The following is a 13750-nucleotide window of genomic DNA, read 5'->3' as shown; positions in this document are numbered from 1 at the left end:
CATGAGCATCATCGAGAACAACGAAGACCTCGGCGTGTTGCGCTTCATCACCGCGGGCAGCGTCGACGACGGCAAGAGCACGCTGATCGGCCGCCTGCTGTACGACAGCAAGGCCGTGCTGTCCGACCAGCTGTCCGCGCTGTCGCGCGCGAAGAACAAGCGCACGGTCGGCGACGAGCTCGATCTCGCGCTGCTGACGGACGGCCTCGAAGCCGAGCGCGAGCAGGGCATCACGATCGACGTCGCGTACCGCTACTTCGCGACCGCGAAGCGCAAGTTCATCATCGCCGACACGCCGGGCCACGAGCAGTACACGCGCAACATGGTGACGGGCGCATCGACCGCGCACGCGGCGATCGTGCTGATCGACGCGACGCGCATCACGGTCGAGAACGGCGTCGTGCAACTGCTGCCGCAGACCAAGCGCCACAGCGCGATCGTCAAGCTGCTCGGGCTGCAGCACGTGATCGTCGCGATCAACAAGATGGACCTCGTCGACTACAGCGAGGCGCGCTTCAACGAGATCCGCGACGCGTACGTCGCGCTCGCGAAGCAGCTCGGCCTGACCGACGTGCGCTTCGTGCCGGTGTCGGCGCTGAAGGGCGACAACATCGTCGGCGCGAGCGAGCGCATGCCGTGGTACGCGGGCGAGCCGCTGCTCGACGTGCTCGAGTCGCTGCCGGTCGAGACGCAGGCGCATGACGCGCTGCGCTTCCCGGTGCAGTGGGTCGCGCGCCAGGACGGCAGCTCGGCCGACGATTTCCGCGGCTACATGGGCCGGATCGAGTCGGGCGAAGTGAAGGTCGGCGACGCGATCGTCGTGCTGCCGTCGAACCGCACCGCGACCGTTGCCGAGATCGTCGCACCGGTGCCGGGCGGCACCGCGTCGGTCGCGCACGCGTTCGCGGGCCAGACGGTGACGATCCGTCTCGAAGAGGACGTCGACGTGTCGCGCGGCGACATGTTCGTCACGACGGCCGAGCCGGTCGAGCCGGCCAAGAAGCTGGAAGCCGACCTGTGCTGGTTCGACGACGCGCCGCTGTCGCAGCAGCGCAAGTACCTGCTGAAGCAGACCACCAGCACGGTCTTCGCGAAGATCGGCGCGGTCAAGCAGGTGCTCGACGTGCATACGCTGTCGCACGCGACCGACCGTCAGGAACTGAAGATGAACGACATCGGCCGCGTGGCGCTGACGCTGCAGAAGCCGATCGTCTGCGACACCTACGATGCGCACCCCGGTACGGGCGCGTTCGTGCTGATCGACGAGGCGACGCATCACACGGTCGCCGCGGGCATGATCCGCGCGTTCTCGGCGTAATCGTCAATCTGCGCGGCGGCGAACCGGCCGCCGCGGCAGGACCCTAGCGAAGCGACAAACATGGGCAAGGTATATCTGATCGGAGCAGGGCCGGGCGCCGCGGATCTCATCACGGTACGCGGCGTGCGGCTGCTCGAGCAGGCCGACGTCGTGCTGCACGACGCGCTCGTCGAGCCCGCGATGCTCGACTATGCGCCGAGCGCGCGCAAGATCGCGGTCGGCAAGCGCTGCGGGCAGCGTTCGACCGCGCAGCATTTCATCAACAAGCAGATCGTCGATGCGGCGCGCGAGCATGCATGCGTCGTGCGGCTGAAGGGTGGTGATCCGATGCTGTTCGGCCGAGCCGAAGAGGAAATGCGGGCGCTCGAAGCGGCCGGCATCGACTACGAGGTCGTGCCGGGCATCACCGCAGCGCTGGCCGGCGCGGCGACGCTGAAGCGTTCGCTGACGTTGCGCGGCGTGTCGCGCAGCGTCGCGTTCGCGACGCACAGCCGCGCACCGGGCAGCGACGAGATCCGCGAAGCCGCACGCGCCGATTCGATCGTCTACTACATGGGCCGCGACAGCGCGCCCGGCATCGCGCAGGAGCTGATCGACGCCGGCCGTGCGCCGGCGACGCCGGTGGCGATCGTCGAGGCCTGCAGCACCGCGCGCGAACGCACGCTGACGCTCACGCTCGCGCAGATGGCGGCCGGCGACGCGCAGGCGTGGCTCGATCCGGCGGAGCCGAGCCTGCTGATGATCGGCGATGCGTTCGCCGAACGCGCACGGCTCGCGCAGGCGGGCGATCCAATCCGCAATGCCGCCTGAGCGCGGCTCGAACGCAGTCCCAAACGAAAAAAGCGCTGGCAGATGCCGGCGCTTTTTCGTTGGGTACGACGAATGCGCCGGCTGCTACGTGTCGTCGCCGACCTGCTCGATGCAATAGCGCGCGACCGCGTCGAGCACGCCGTCGTCTTCACCGACCGCCGTCGCGCAACGGATCTCGACGCCCGGATGCGCGGCGCGGCATGCGTCGACGAGCTGCGGCAGGTCGCGGCGGACATGGCCGCCCTGGCCGAAGAATACGGGCACCACGGTGATGCGCGCGCAGCCGGCCGCGACTTGCGCGGCCACGGCCTCACCGAGCGACGGCGTCATCAGTTCGAGGAACGCGAGCGACACCTGCGCGGCCGGGGAGGCGCCGCGCAGCCGCGCGGCGAGCCGCTCGAACGGCTCGGCCCAGCGCGGGTCGCGGGCGCCGTGGCCGAACAGGACGATACCGTGCGAATGCATGTCGAAGCCTCCGTCGCGACGCGGCGCTCAGTGCCGGTCGACCCATTTGAGCGCGAACAGGCCGAGCGCGAGATAGATGAGGCCCGGCGTCGCGGCGGTGAGCGGCGCGGGCCACGTGTTCAGCGTGCCGATGTGCGAGAACAGCGTGTTGAGCAGCTGGAAGCTCATGCCGAGCATGATGCCGCCGAACACCTTCACGCCGACCACGCCGGCCCGCGTGTGCAGATACGCGAACGGCAGCGACAGCACGAGCATCACGAACACCGCGAACGGATACAGCAGCTTGCGCCACAGCGCGATGTCGTAGCGCTGCGTGTCCTGCTGGTTTTCGCGCAAGTGCTGGATGTAGCGGAACAGGTTGATGATCGACATGCGCTCCGGCGACACGAGCAGCACCGACAGGATCTGCGGCGTCAGGTCGGACCGCAGCCGGTATTCGGGCAGCGACACCTGCTGCGACCGGTACACGGGGTTCAGCGCATCGGCCGGCTGGCCGCTGATCGGCTTGATCGGCGTCAGCTCGGTTTCGGTGACGCCCGTCAGCAGCCAGTGGCCGGGCGGCTCGTAGCGGCCGGTCTGCGCGATCCGCACGTTCTGCAGCTGGAATTTCGAGTCGAATTCGTAGATGCGCACGTTGCTGATCGTCGAGTCGGGCGACAGGCTGCCGACGTTGACGAAGCGCGTGACCTGCTCGCCGTTCTCGCGGGCCGCGAGCGTGTCCTTCACCCACACGCCCGACTGGAAGTTCGACGACACCGATGCGCCGAGCGCCTGCAGCCGCACGCGTTCGGACAACTGGTCGGCGTACGGGCCGACGAATTCGCCGATCAGGTAGGTGACGATCACGAGCGGCACGCCGATCTTCAGCAGCGAGCGCAGCGCCTGGTTGGTCGCGAGGCCCGACACGCGGAAGATCGTGAATTCCGAGTTCGCGGCCATCTGCGCGAACACGTAGATCGCGCTGATCAGCGCGGCGACCGGGATGATCTCGTAGAAGCGCGACGGCGTCTGCAGCGCGACGCGCAGCACCGCGTAGCCGAACTTGTAGTTGCCGTGCCCGACCGAATTCAGTTCGCTGATCAGGTCGAAGAAGAAGAACAGACCAGAGAACGCGAACAGGATGAAGACGAACGTGACGTAAATTTGCCGCGCGAAGTACTTTTCATAGAGCCGCATCGATCATGCTCCCGAGCGGCCGAACAGCGCGCGTGTCAACAGCGGACGATTGCGCACGCGCAACCAGAAAATGAATGCGACGATCGCCGCGACGAGCACGTGCAGGCCGACCAGACCGACGCCGAACGACATCTTGCCCTGCTCGATCTGCGCCTGCACGACGTTCAGCAGGTTCGAGTACGTGAGGTAGATCAGCACGGCCATCACGAGGTTGATCGTGCGGCTGCGGCGCGGGTTCTGGTACGAGAGTGGGATGCCGAGCACCATCAGGTTGATCGCGATCAGCGGCAGCCCCGCGCGCCACGCGAATTCCGCGAGGTTGTCGCGCGTCGGGTTGCGCAGCAGGTCGGGCGTGGGCGTGCTGTTGGTGGTCTGCACGTTGACGACCGGCTTGCTCGTGATCTTCACGCCGTAGCGCTCGAACTCCATGATCTTGAAGTTCGGCTGGCCGGGCGTACCGTCGTAGCGGCGGCCGTCCTCGAGGACGACGAAGCGATCGCCGTCCTTCGAGGTTTCCGTATGGCCGGTTTGCGACACGACCACGTTGAGCTTGCCGTTTTCCGTCGACGTGACGAAGACGTTCTGCACCTTGCTCTGGTCGGGCGACATCTTCTCGATGAAGAACACCCGATGGTTCGCGGCCGATTCGCGGAACTGGCCGGGCGCCAGCAGCGAGATTTCGTCGCGCTGCTGGAAGCGCGCCTTGATCAGCTTGCTCTGCTGGTTCGACCACGGCCAGCCGACGAACGCGAAGAACGTGATCAGCAGGATGATCGGCGCGGCGAACACGCCGATTGGCTTGATGAGGCGGGTGAGGCTCACGCCAGACGCGAGCCACACGACCATTTCGGAGTCCCGGTACCACCGGGTCAGCACGAACAGGATCGACACGAACAGCGTGACGACCAGCATCACGGCGAGATAGCCGATCACGGTCAGGCCGATCAGCACGAGCACGTCCCGCGGATCGATTTCGCCGGACGCGGCGTAGCCGACGATGCGAATCATCATCGTCGTGAGCATGATCGTGAGCAGCACCATGAACACGGCGCCAGCCGTATACGCAAGCTCGCGCTGGAGGGAGCGTTCGAAGATCATTCTTGATGAGAAGAGGGCGGGAGGCTGCGCACGCGTGGTGGGGCGCTCGCGCCGCCACGGGAAAAATAGCGGATAATTGCGGCTTTCATCCTTAGCCCAGATTTTATCCGAGGACAAGCGCGATGGACTTTAGCATAAAAGGCTGTGATTGGAGCAAAGGCGAAGCCAAGGGGTTCCTGACCGGGAAGTCCGACTGCATCGTGCTCGGCATCTTCGAGGCGCAGACGCTGTCGGGCGCGGCGCTCGACATCGACACGGCCACCAAGGGGCTGATCTCGCGCGTGGTGAAGGCCGGCGACATGGACGGCAAGCGCGGCAAGACGCTGTTCCTGCACGAAGTATCGGGCATCGGCGCGTCGCGCGTGCTGCTCGTCGGGCTCGGCAAGCAGGATGCTTTCAATCAGAAAGCCTACAACGATGCGGTGACGGCCGCGTGGCGCGCGCTGCTGGCGACCAAGGTCGTCCAGGTCACGTTCTCGCTCGCGCAACTGCCGGTCGACGAGCGCAGCTCCGACTGGGGCGTGCGCGCCGCGATCCTCGCGCTGCGCAACGAGACGTACCGCTTCACGCAGATGAAGAGCAAGCCGGAACCGGCGTCGCACACGCTCAAGCGCGTCGTGTTCAGCGTCGATCCGGCCGACGAAAAGGCCGCGAAGGTCGCGATCAAGCAGGCCGTCGCGCTCGCGAACGGGATGGATCTGACCCGCGACCTCGGCAACCTGCCGGGCAACGTCTGCACGCCGACCTACCTGGGCAACACCGCGAAGCAGATCGCGAAGGATTGGGGCCTGAAGGCCGAAGTGCTCGGGCTCAAGCAGATCCAGGCGCTGAAGATGGGGTCGTTCCTGTCGGTCGCGCGCGCATCGGTCGAGCCGCCGCAGTTCATCGTGCTGCACTACCAGGGCGGCGCCGCGAAGGCCGCGCCGGTCGTGCTGGTCGGCAAGGGCATCACGTTCGATACGGGCGGCATCTCGCTGAAGCCGGGCGAAGGCATGGACGAGATGAAGTACGACATGTGCGGCGCGGGCTCGGTGCTCGGCACGATCCGCGCGGTCGCCGAGATGGGCCTGAAGATCAACGTCGTCGCGATCGTGCCGACCTGCGAGAACATGCCGGGCGGCAACGCGACGAAGCCGGGCGACATCGTCACCAGCATGAAGGGGCTGACGATCGAGGTCCTGAACACCGACGCCGAAGGCCGCCTGATCCTGTGCGACGCACTCACGTATGCCGAGCGCTTCAAGCCGGCCGCCGTGATCGACGTCGCGACGCTGACGGGCGCGTGCGTGATCGCGCTGGGCGGCCACAACAGCGGGCTGTTCTCGACCAACGACGCGCTCGCGGGCGAACTGCTCGACGCATCGCGCGAGGCGAACGACCCGGCATGGCGCATGCCGCTCGACGACGAATACCAGGATCAGCTGAAGTCGAATTTCGCGGATCTCGCGAACATCGGCGGGCGTCCGGCCGGCGCCGTGACGGCCGCATGCTTCCTGTCGCGCTTCACCGACAGCTATCCGTGGGCTCACCTCGACATCGCGGGCACCGCATGGAAGGGCGGTGCCGCGAAGGGCGCGACGGGGCGTCCGGTGCCGCTGCTCGCGCAGTTCCTGATCGACCGCGCCGGCCAGTGATGGCGGGGCTGACGACGCCGCGGGTGCGCGGGCAATGACGCGGATCGATTTCCACTCGAACGTCGGCGATTCGCTCGCGTACGCGTGCCGGCTGCTGCGCAAGGCCTATCTGGCCGGGCAGCCAGTCGTCGTGCTCGCCGAGCCCGCGCGCCTGCGCGCGCTCGACGAGCGGCTCTGGACGTTCTCGCCGCTCGATTTCATCCCGCATTGCGGCGTCGACAGCGAGCACGCAGCCGGTACGCCGATCGTGCTGGCCGCCGATCTCGACCGCGCGCCGCATCATCACGTGCTGCTGAACCTCGGCGCGACCGTGCCCGCGCAGTTCGCCCGCTTCGAGCGCCTGCTCGAAGTGGTCGGCAACGCGCCGGACGAGCTGGCCGCGGGCCGCGACCGCTACCGGTTCTACCGCGACCGCGGCTACGCGCTGAACAACTACAAGCAGGGCGGCTAGCCGCAACCGTCGACGGAGTGTTCCCGTGACAGAAGCCGATTCATCCTCGATCCCGACGCTGACCGACGTGCTGGTGCCCGGCAAGCCGGCGCCGGCGCGCTCGCCCGCGTCTGCCGCACCCGGGCCGCACGGAAGCGCGGCGATTCCGGTGCTCACCGACGTGATCGCACCGGGCGCCGCCGCGGCCGCGCCGGCCGAATCCCGTCAAACCGAAGCCGACCCCGATTCCGTCGTGGTCGAACCCGTGCCGACACCGCACGTGCCGACCGTCGAACTGCCGGGCGACGTGGCGATGGCCGCCGCTGCGGGCGACACCGATGCGCCGGCCGGACCCGGCGCATCGGAGCACGTAGTTGCCGAAGAGGTGGCGGTGATGACGGCGCCGCTGCGCTCGTCGCTGGTCGAAGACGGTCTGCCGCAGCACACGTTCGCTCCGATTGCGCACGAAGCGGCCGGGCACGCGCCGGACGCGGCAATGCCGGAGGCGGTCCTGCCGAGCGCAGCGCTGCAACCGGAAGCATCGGACGCCGCCGCGCTGACGCCGGAAGATGCGCAGCACATCGCCGAACGGCTTCGCAATCGCCTGACGAACTATCTGACCGGGCCGGGGCGCGAGGCCATCGAAGCGCGTTGTCGCGATGCGCTGCACGAGCATTCGGCCTGGCTGGTCGGCCAGGTCACGCGCGAAGTCGCCCTCGCGCTGGAAACAGAGGTGATGGACTGGGTACGCGATGCGGTCGATGAAGAGATCGCCCGCCGCCGCGCCGGTCACTCCGGCTGAACGGCAATCGCTCGCGGCGGTGAAAAGGGGGCGGTCCAGTAAGGGCCTGCGAAGCCGGCGGTGATGTGCCGCCGGTCGGGCGGTACGCGGTTGCCTGCCTGCCACGCCCTGCACACCGCGTCGGTGCGTCGCGCGGATATCCGATTCAGCGAACCGACAGCACCCACTGGGCGAGCGTGCGGGCTTCGGTGCCCGTCAGTTGCGTGTTGGCGGGCATCGGCACGCTGCCCCATACGCCGACGCTGCCTTTCACTATCGATTGCGCAAGATAATCGGCGGCGTCGTTGCGCGTCGCGTACTTGCCGGCGATGTCGTGGAACGACGGACCCATCAGCGGCTTGCCGATCGCATGGCAGGCCATGCAGTTCTTGCGCTGCGCGAGCGCGAGCCCGTCGGCCTGGTCGGCGCGCGCCGCCGCCGCGCCGCCGGTCAGCAGCGTCGCGAGCAGCACGCGCAATATCGTCTGTTTCATGCGGTTCTCCGCCGGCGGGGATGGCCGGCTTCATGGTCCGCGCATTATAGAAGCAAAGGGGAAGCACGTTTTGCGCGTTCCCCCGGTGGCCCGTTTATCGGGGTCGCATGAGATGGTGCCCTGCCTCAACCCGTGACCGCCCCTTGGTTCGCCGGCCGGGCAAGCGCCGCGAATTTCGCGAGCACGCCGCGCGTATAGCGCGGCGCGGGCTGCCGCCACGCGGCGCGGCGGCGTGCGAGTTCCGCATCGTCGACGTTCAGTTGCAGCAGCAGCCGGTGCGCGTCGATCGTGATCGAATCGCCTTCCTGCACCAGTGCGATCGTGCCGCCGACGAACGCCTCCGGCGCGACGTGGCCGACCACCATGCCCCAGGTGCCGCCCGAGAAGCGGCCGTCCGTGATGAAGCCGACCGATTCGCCAAGCCCCTTGCCGATGATCGCGGACGTCGGTGCGAGCATTTCCGGCATGCCGGGGCCGCCCTGCGGGCCGAGGTAGCGCAGCACGAGGATGTCGCCCGCCCGGATCCGGTCGCCGAGGATCGCATCCATCGCGCTCTGCTCGTCGTCGAACACGCGCGCCGGGCCCGTGATCACCGGGTTTTTCAGGCCGGTGATTTTCGCGACCGCGCCGTCTTCCGCGAGATTGCCCTTCAGGATCGCCAGATGGCCTTCCTTGTACAGCGCGCGGTCGATCGGAAAGATCACGTCCTGATCCGCGCGCGGCGCGGCCGGCACGTCCTTCAGCTCGTCGGCGATCGTGCGGCCGGTGATCGTCATGCAGTCGCCGTGCAGCAGCCCCGCATCGAGCAGGATCTTCAGCACCTGCGGAATCCCGCCGGCCCGGTGCAGGTCGGTCGCGACGTACTGTCCCGACGGCTTCAGGTCGCAGATCACCGGTACCCGCTTGCGGATGCGTTCGAAGTCGTCGATCGTCCAGTCGACCTCGGCCGCGTGCGCGATCGCGAGATAGTGCAGCACCGCATTGGTCGAGCCGCCGGTGGCCATGATCACCGACACCGCGTTCTCGATCGATTTCTTCGTGATGATGTCGCGCGGCTTCAGATCGCGTTTCACGGCCTCGACCAGCACGCGCGCCGATTCGGCGGCCGAATCGACTTTCTCCTGGTCGGGATTCGCCATCGTCGACGAATACAGCAGCGACATCCCGAGCGCCTCGAACGACGAGCTCATCGTGTTCGCGGTGTACATCCCGCCGCACGAACCCGACGTCGGGCACGCGTTCTTCTCGACGCCTTCGAAATCCTCCTGCGACATCCGGCCCGCGGTGAATTCGCCGACGGCCTCGAACGACGACACGATCGTCAGGTCCCGGCCCTTCCAGTTGCCGGGGCGGATCGTGCCGCCGTACACGTAGATGCCCGGCACGTTCAGGCGCGCGAGCGCGATCATGCCGCCCGGCATGTTCTTGTCGCAGCCGCCGACGACTACCACGCCGTCCATCCACTGGCCCTGCACGCAGGTTTCGATGCAGTCGGCGATCACTTCGCGCGACACGAGCGAGTACTTCATCCCTTCGGTGCCCATCGACATGCCGTCCGAAATCGTCGGCGTGCCGAAGATCTGCGGGTTCGCGCCGGCCGCCTTCACGGCGTCGACCGCCGCGTCCGACAGCCGCTGCAGGCCGGAATTGCACGGCGTGATCGTCGAATGGCCGTTCGCGATGCCGATCATCGGCTTGTCGAAATCGTCCTTCTGGTAGCCGAGCGCGTAGTACATCGAGCGGTTCGGCGAACGGGCCACGCCTTGCGTGATGTTTTTAGAGCGGCGGTTGTACGACATGGGGAGCTCCATCGTTGTTTTGGCGACGCCGGCGCGAACAGTGCGCCGGGTGGGTCGATCAAGCATGGAGTTTCCGTTCTGGGATGTCCAATATATTATTTGTCGCCTATTAAGTCGTTTTACGAATGAGTCGAGCATGGCCGATCCGATCCCCGACCTGCGCCAGTGGCGCTATTTCGCGACCGTCGCCGACGAGCGCCATTTCGGCCGCGCGGCCGAGCGGCTGTCGATGACGCAGCCGCCGTTGTCGCAGGCGATCCGCGCGCTCGAGGACGCGCTCGGCGTCGCGCTGTTCGTGCGCACCAAGCGCTCGGTCGCGCTGACGGCGGTCGGCGCGGCGCTGCTGCCGGAGGTGCGCCGGCTGCTCGCGTCGGCCGATGCGCTGCCGCCGATGGCGCGGCGGCTCGCGCGCGGCGAGGCCGGCTCGCTGTCGCTCGCGTTCGTGTCGACCGCCGATTACGGGCTGCTGCCGTCATTGCTGCGCGCGTTCGGCGCGCGCTATCCGCAGGTGCGGCTGCAGCTCACGGAAGCGACGAGCGACGTGCAGATCGACGAACTCGTCGCCGGGCGCATCGACGCCGGGCTCGTCATTCCGCCCGTGCCGCCGCGCCACGCGGCCGGGCTGTCGTACCTGCCCGTCGTGCGCGAGCCGCTGGTGGTCGCGATGCCGGCCGGGGCGTCCGACGCGCCCGAGGACGAGCCCGTGCAGCTCGCCGACGTCGCCGCGTTTCCGCTCGTGATCTTTCCGCGCCGTTTGGCGCCCGGCTTTTATGACATCATTACGGGCTGCTACGGCGCGGCGGGGGAAACTCCGCGCATCGGCCAGGAGGCGATCCAGATGCAGACGATCGTCAGCCTCGTGTCGGCCGGCATGGGCGTCGCACTGGTGCCGCAATCGCTGCGTAACCTGCGGCGCACCGGCGTGGTCTACCGGCCGCTCGCGGGCCACGCGCCGGTCGTCGAGACGGGCCTCGTGTGGCGCACCGGCGACGTGAGCCCCGTGCTCGCCGGCTTCATCGACGTCGTGCGCGCGCAGGGTCCGGCCGCGTGACGTGAACGATGGCGCGCGGGCGCCGTCCAACGCGCGGTCCTGCACGTGTGCGACGGCCGTACCGTATTCGAAAACTTCTTCGCTAACCCATGATCATTCACCCGAATTTCGACCCCGTTGCGATCCATCTCGGGCCGCTGGCCGTGCGCTGGTACGGCCTCATGTATCTCGTCGGCTTCATCGCGGCGATCGTCGTCGGCCGGATCCGCCTGAAGCTGCCGTATGTCGCCGCGCAGGGCTGGACCGCGAAGGACATCGACGACATGATGTTCTACGGCGTGCTCGGCACCGTGCTCGGCGGCCGGCTCGGCTACGTGCTGTTCTACAAGGCCGATTTCTACTTCTCGCATCCGCTCGACGTGTTCAAGGTGTGGGAAGGCGGCATGTCGTTTCACGGCGGCTTCCTCGGCGTGACGCTCGCGATGATGCTGTTCGCGTGGCAGCGCAAGCGGCACTGGCTGCAGGTCACCGATTTCGTCGCGCCGATGGTGCCGTTGGGGCTGGCAGCGGGGCGGCTCGGCAATTTCATCAACGGCGAGCTGTGGGGCCGCGTGACCGATCCGACGGCGCCGTGGGCGATGCTGTTCCCGGGGGCGATGCGCGACGACGCGGCATGGCTGCCGAAACATCCGGCACTCGTCGAGAAGTGGCATCTCGCCGACGTGTTCATGCAATACCAGATGCTGCCGCGCCATCCTTCGCAGCTCTATGAAATCGCGCTCGAGGGCATCGCGCTGTTCTTCGTGCTGTTCCTGTTCGCGCGCAAGCCGCGGCCGATGGGCGCGATATCCGCGCTGTTCCTGATCGGTTATGGCCTCGCACGTTTCACGGTCGAGTTCGCGCGCGAGCCCGACGACTTCCTCGGCCTGCTCGCGCTCGGCCTGTCGATGGGGCAGTGGCTGTCGCTGCCGATGATCCTCGCGGGTATCGCGATGATGGTCTGGGCGTATCGCCGTCGCGCGGCGAACGCGAATGCGGCTGCTTGAAGTGGCTGCGTGAGGTCGCTGCATGACGCGGTATCGATGTACGCGCGATCGGCGTGCGCATCGGTTACCCGGATGCACATGAAAAACGCCGGCCCTCGGGCCGGCGTTTTCGTTTCCGACAACGGCGCGATGCGCGTTACTGCGTTACTTCATCTGCACGGAGCCGTTGACGGTGACCGACACGGTGGCCTTGCCGCCTTCGACCGCGATCGGCGCACTCATCTTCGCGCTGTCCATCGGCGCCGCGGCCATCGCCATCATGCGCGGGTACGGCTGCACGTTGCGGCCGCTGCCGACGTTCACGTCGCGGATCGTGTAGCTGTTGTAGCCGAACGCCTTCGCGGCTTCGTCCGCGCGGGCGCGGAACGACTTGATCGCTTCGGTCGTGAGCTTCTGCTCGGCCGTGCGCTGCGCTTCCGGCGACAGCGAGAACTCGACGTTCGCAACCTGCATCAGGTTCGACAACTGGCCTGCCAGCTTCGACGCCGCGGCGAAATCGCGCGATTCGAGCGCGACCTCGGTGCGGCCGCGCCATGCGGAGATCTTGCCGTCGCGATCGGTGCTCGGATACACGGAGAACGCGCCCGTGTGCGCGGTGACGCCCGACACGCCCTTCGCCTGCGACAGCGCCGCATCCGCGCGCTGGTTCAGCTGCGCGGTGAGGCTGCCCGGGTCCTTGGCCTGCTGCTCGTAGAACAGCGTGATGTGGATGATGTCCTGCGGCACGTCGGCGCTGGCCTGCGACGAAAGCGACAGCACGCCGGCCGGCTCGGGAAAGTGCGGGTTCGCCGTCTGGGCGTGCGCGGCGGGCGACGCGAGCGTCAGCGCGACGGGAACGGCGGCGGCGAGAGCGAGCGACAGCGCGAGTGCGGATTTCTTGGTCATTGTTGGACTCCTTGTGCGAGGGCGCGCACGCGGATCACGCGTGCGCGACGCGGGCGTACCGCGCGACGAAAAAAACGACGGCCGGCCGATCGGCCGACAGCGGTTGCTTAGGCTGCGCGAAAGCGCCGCGAGTTCCGTTGCGGCAGTGCGTACTGAACAGATTTGACCTTTTGGCCGGTGCCTACTTCATCAACTTTTCGGTGATGAACCGCCATTCCGCGCGCGTGACGGGCGTGATCGACAGCCGGTTGCCGCGGGCGAGCACGCGCATGTCGGCGAGCTCGTCGTGCTCGCGCAGCGCGGCGAGCGGCACGAGCGGCGACTTCTTCACGAAGCGCACGTCGACGAGCAGCCAGCGTGGCGCTTCCTGCGTCGATTTCGGGTCGTAATAGGGGCTTTTCGGATCGAACTGTGTGGGATCGGGGTAGGGCGTGGACGATACTTCGGCGAGGCCCGCGATGCCCGGCTCGGGGCAGCTCGAGTGATAGAACAGCACGCCGTCGCCGATCTTCATCGTGTCGCGCATGAAATTACGCGCTTGATAATTGCGCACGCCGGTCCACGGCAGCGAGCGCTGCGGTGCGTTGGCGAGATCGTCGATGCTTGCTTCGTCCGGTTCGGACTTCATCAGCCAATATTGCATGGATCGTAATCGACGCAGAAGGGGCATGAGGGTCTGTTTGCATGCGGAACGCGCACCCCAAACGAAAAATACAATTCACGGGAATGCCCGAAATCGCCCGCATGGCGGCGTCGCTCGTCACTTGTTTGGCTCGGCCAAACGGCGCTCCTCACTTCTTGCCCTGCGAGCGATTTCGGGCATT

General features: G+C 67.3%; 14 protein-coding genes. 7 read left to right on the top strand and 7 right to left on the bottom strand.

Annotated elements, in window-relative coordinates:
* Position 1 precedes the first annotated feature (1 nt).
* Both JYG37_RS14785 and cobA read left to right on the top strand, forming a co-directional pair.
* Positions 2-1318 carry a sulfate adenylyltransferase subunit 1 gene (locus JYG37_RS14785; RefSeq protein ID WP_050012076.1) on the top strand — a complete coding sequence of 439 codons (1317 nt, stop codon included), beginning with the start codon at positions 2-4 and terminating at the stop codon, positions 1316-1318.
* A gap of 60 nt (positions 1319-1378) precedes the next feature.
* The gene (gene cobA, locus JYG37_RS14780) at positions 1379-2128 is read left to right on the top strand and encodes a uroporphyrinogen-III C-methyltransferase (protein WP_050012075.1); all 750 of its coding nucleotides are present in this window, start codon (positions 1379-1381) and stop codon (positions 2126-2128) included.
* A gap of 84 nt (positions 2129-2212) precedes the next feature.
* Here cobA and JYG37_RS14775 read toward each other — a convergent pair whose 3' ends face one another.
* From JYG37_RS14775 to lptF, 3 genes are read right to left on the bottom strand one after another with little or no spacing between them, the layout of a single operon-like run.
* Positions 2213-2593 carry a sirohydrochlorin chelatase gene (locus JYG37_RS14775; RefSeq protein ID WP_050012074.1) on the bottom strand — a complete coding sequence of 127 codons (381 nt, stop codon included), beginning with the start codon at positions 2591-2593 and terminating at the stop codon, positions 2213-2215.
* A 27-nt stretch (positions 2594-2620) separates the two neighbouring features.
* Positions 2621-3769: an LPS export ABC transporter permease LptG gene (gene lptG, locus JYG37_RS14770; RefSeq protein ID WP_050012073.1), complete on the bottom strand. Its 1149-nt coding sequence runs from the start codon at positions 3767-3769 to the stop codon at positions 2621-2623.
* 3 nt (positions 3770-3772) lie between these two features.
* Positions 3773-4867: an LPS export ABC transporter permease LptF gene (gene lptF, locus JYG37_RS14765; RefSeq protein WP_050012072.1), complete on the bottom strand. Its 1095-nt coding sequence runs from the start codon at positions 4865-4867 to the stop codon at positions 3773-3775.
* A 122-nt stretch (positions 4868-4989) separates the two neighbouring features.
* On the opposite strand from lptF, the gene JYG37_RS14760 reads away from it, so the two are divergent.
* The 3 genes from JYG37_RS14760 to JYG37_RS14750 are packed head-to-tail and all read left to right on the top strand — an operon-like array spanning position 4990 to position 7733.
* A complete protein-coding gene (locus JYG37_RS14760; protein WP_050012071.1) occupies positions 4990-6501 on the top strand; it encodes a leucyl aminopeptidase in 1512 nt (503 codons plus the stop codon).
* Positions 6502-6535: 34 nt separating this feature from the next.
* A complete protein-coding gene (locus tag JYG37_RS14755; RefSeq protein WP_050012070.1) occupies positions 6536-6952 on the top strand; it encodes a DNA polymerase III subunit chi in 417 nt (138 codons plus the stop codon).
* Positions 6953-6977: 25 nt separating this feature from the next.
* Positions 6978-7733 (top strand): DUF2486 family protein, encoded by a 756-nt coding sequence (locus JYG37_RS14750; protein WP_050012069.1) that lies wholly within the window; start codon positions 6978-6980, stop codon positions 7731-7733.
* Between the two features lie 145 nt (positions 7734-7878).
* On the opposite strand, the gene JYG37_RS14745 is transcribed toward JYG37_RS14750, so the two are convergent.
* Positions 7879-8205: a c-type cytochrome gene (locus JYG37_RS14745; RefSeq protein WP_050012068.1), complete on the bottom strand. Its 327-nt coding sequence runs from the start codon at positions 8203-8205 to the stop codon at positions 7879-7881.
* A gap of 125 nt (positions 8206-8330) precedes the next feature.
* The gene (ilvD, locus tag JYG37_RS14740; protein ID WP_050012067.1) at positions 8331-10004 is read right to left on the bottom strand and encodes a dihydroxy-acid dehydratase; all 1674 of its coding nucleotides are present in this window, start codon (positions 10002-10004) and stop codon (positions 8331-8333) included.
* 136 nt (positions 10005-10140) lie between these two features.
* Between ilvD and JYG37_RS14735 the strand changes: the two genes are divergently transcribed.
* Together JYG37_RS14735 and lgt are read left to right on the top strand one after the other, a co-directional pair.
* Positions 10141-11055 carry a LysR family transcriptional regulator gene (locus tag JYG37_RS14735; protein WP_124631625.1) on the top strand — a complete coding sequence of 305 codons (915 nt, stop codon included), beginning with the start codon at positions 10141-10143 and terminating at the stop codon, positions 11053-11055.
* A gap of 89 nt (positions 11056-11144) precedes the next feature.
* The gene (lgt, locus tag JYG37_RS14730; protein WP_050012065.1) at positions 11145-12041 is read left to right on the top strand and encodes a prolipoprotein diacylglyceryl transferase; all 897 of its coding nucleotides are present in this window, start codon (positions 11145-11147) and stop codon (positions 12039-12041) included.
* Between the two features lie 144 nt (positions 12042-12185).
* Here lgt and JYG37_RS14725 read toward each other — a convergent pair whose 3' ends face one another.
* The gene (locus tag JYG37_RS14725) at positions 12186-12926 is read right to left on the bottom strand and encodes an SIMPL domain-containing protein (RefSeq protein ID WP_050012064.1); all 741 of its coding nucleotides are present in this window, start codon (positions 12924-12926) and stop codon (positions 12186-12188) included.
* 181 nt (positions 12927-13107) lie between these two features.
* Positions 13108-13569 carry an EVE domain-containing protein gene (locus tag JYG37_RS14720; protein ID WP_006478090.1) on the bottom strand — a complete coding sequence of 154 codons (462 nt, stop codon included), beginning with the start codon at positions 13567-13569 and terminating at the stop codon, positions 13108-13110.
* Positions 13570-13750: the final 181 nt, after the last annotated feature.

The organism is Burkholderia sp. LAS2, assembly GCF_018417615.1.
GTDB classification, from domain to species: domain Bacteria; phylum Pseudomonadota; class Gammaproteobacteria; order Burkholderiales; family Burkholderiaceae; genus Burkholderia; species Burkholderia sola.
The sequence above is the reverse complement of the archived record's forward strand: the minus strand, read 5'-3'. Positions and strand labels throughout refer to the sequence as shown.

Bases quoted from the DNA above. Each gene is read 5' to 3' on its own strand.
- JYG37_RS14720 (WP_006478090.1), bottom strand. From the start codon at position 13,569: ATGCAATATTGGCTGATGAAGTCCGAACCGGACGAAGCAAGCATCGAC.
- lgt (WP_050012065.1), top strand. From the start codon at position 11,145: ATGATCATTCACCCGAATTTCGACCCCGTTGCGATCCATCTCGGGCCG.
- JYG37_RS14745 (WP_050012068.1), bottom strand. From the start codon at position 8,205: ATGAAACAGACGATATTGCGCGTGCTGCTCGCGACGCTGCTGACCGGC.
- ilvD (WP_050012067.1), bottom strand. From the start codon at position 10,004: ATGTCGTACAACCGCCGCTCTAAAAACATCACGCAAGGCGTGGCCCGT.
- JYG37_RS14785 (WP_050012076.1), top strand. From the start codon at position 2: ATGAGCATCATCGAGAACAACGAAGACCTCGGCGTGTTGCGCTTCATC.
- cobA (WP_050012075.1), top strand. From the start codon at position 1,379: ATGGGCAAGGTATATCTGATCGGAGCAGGGCCGGGCGCCGCGGATCTC.
- JYG37_RS14755 (WP_050012070.1), top strand. From the start codon at position 6,536: ATGACGCGGATCGATTTCCACTCGAACGTCGGCGATTCGCTCGCGTAC.
- lptF (WP_050012072.1), bottom strand. From the start codon at position 4,867: ATGATCTTCGAACGCTCCCTCCAGCGCGAGCTTGCGTATACGGCTGGC.
- JYG37_RS14775 (WP_050012074.1), bottom strand. From the start codon at position 2,593: ATGCATTCGCACGGTATCGTCCTGTTCGGCCACGGCGCCCGCGACCCG.
- JYG37_RS14725 (WP_050012064.1), bottom strand. From the start codon at position 12,926: ATGACCAAGAAATCCGCACTCGCGCTGTCGCTCGCTCTCGCCGCCGCC.
- JYG37_RS14735 (WP_124631625.1), top strand. From the start codon at position 10,141: ATGGCCGATCCGATCCCCGACCTGCGCCAGTGGCGCTATTTCGCGACC.
- lptG (WP_050012073.1), bottom strand. From the start codon at position 3,769: ATGCGGCTCTATGAAAAGTACTTCGCGCGGCAAATTTACGTCACGTTC.
- JYG37_RS14760 (WP_050012071.1), top strand. From the start codon at position 4,990: ATGGACTTTAGCATAAAAGGCTGTGATTGGAGCAAAGGCGAAGCCAAG.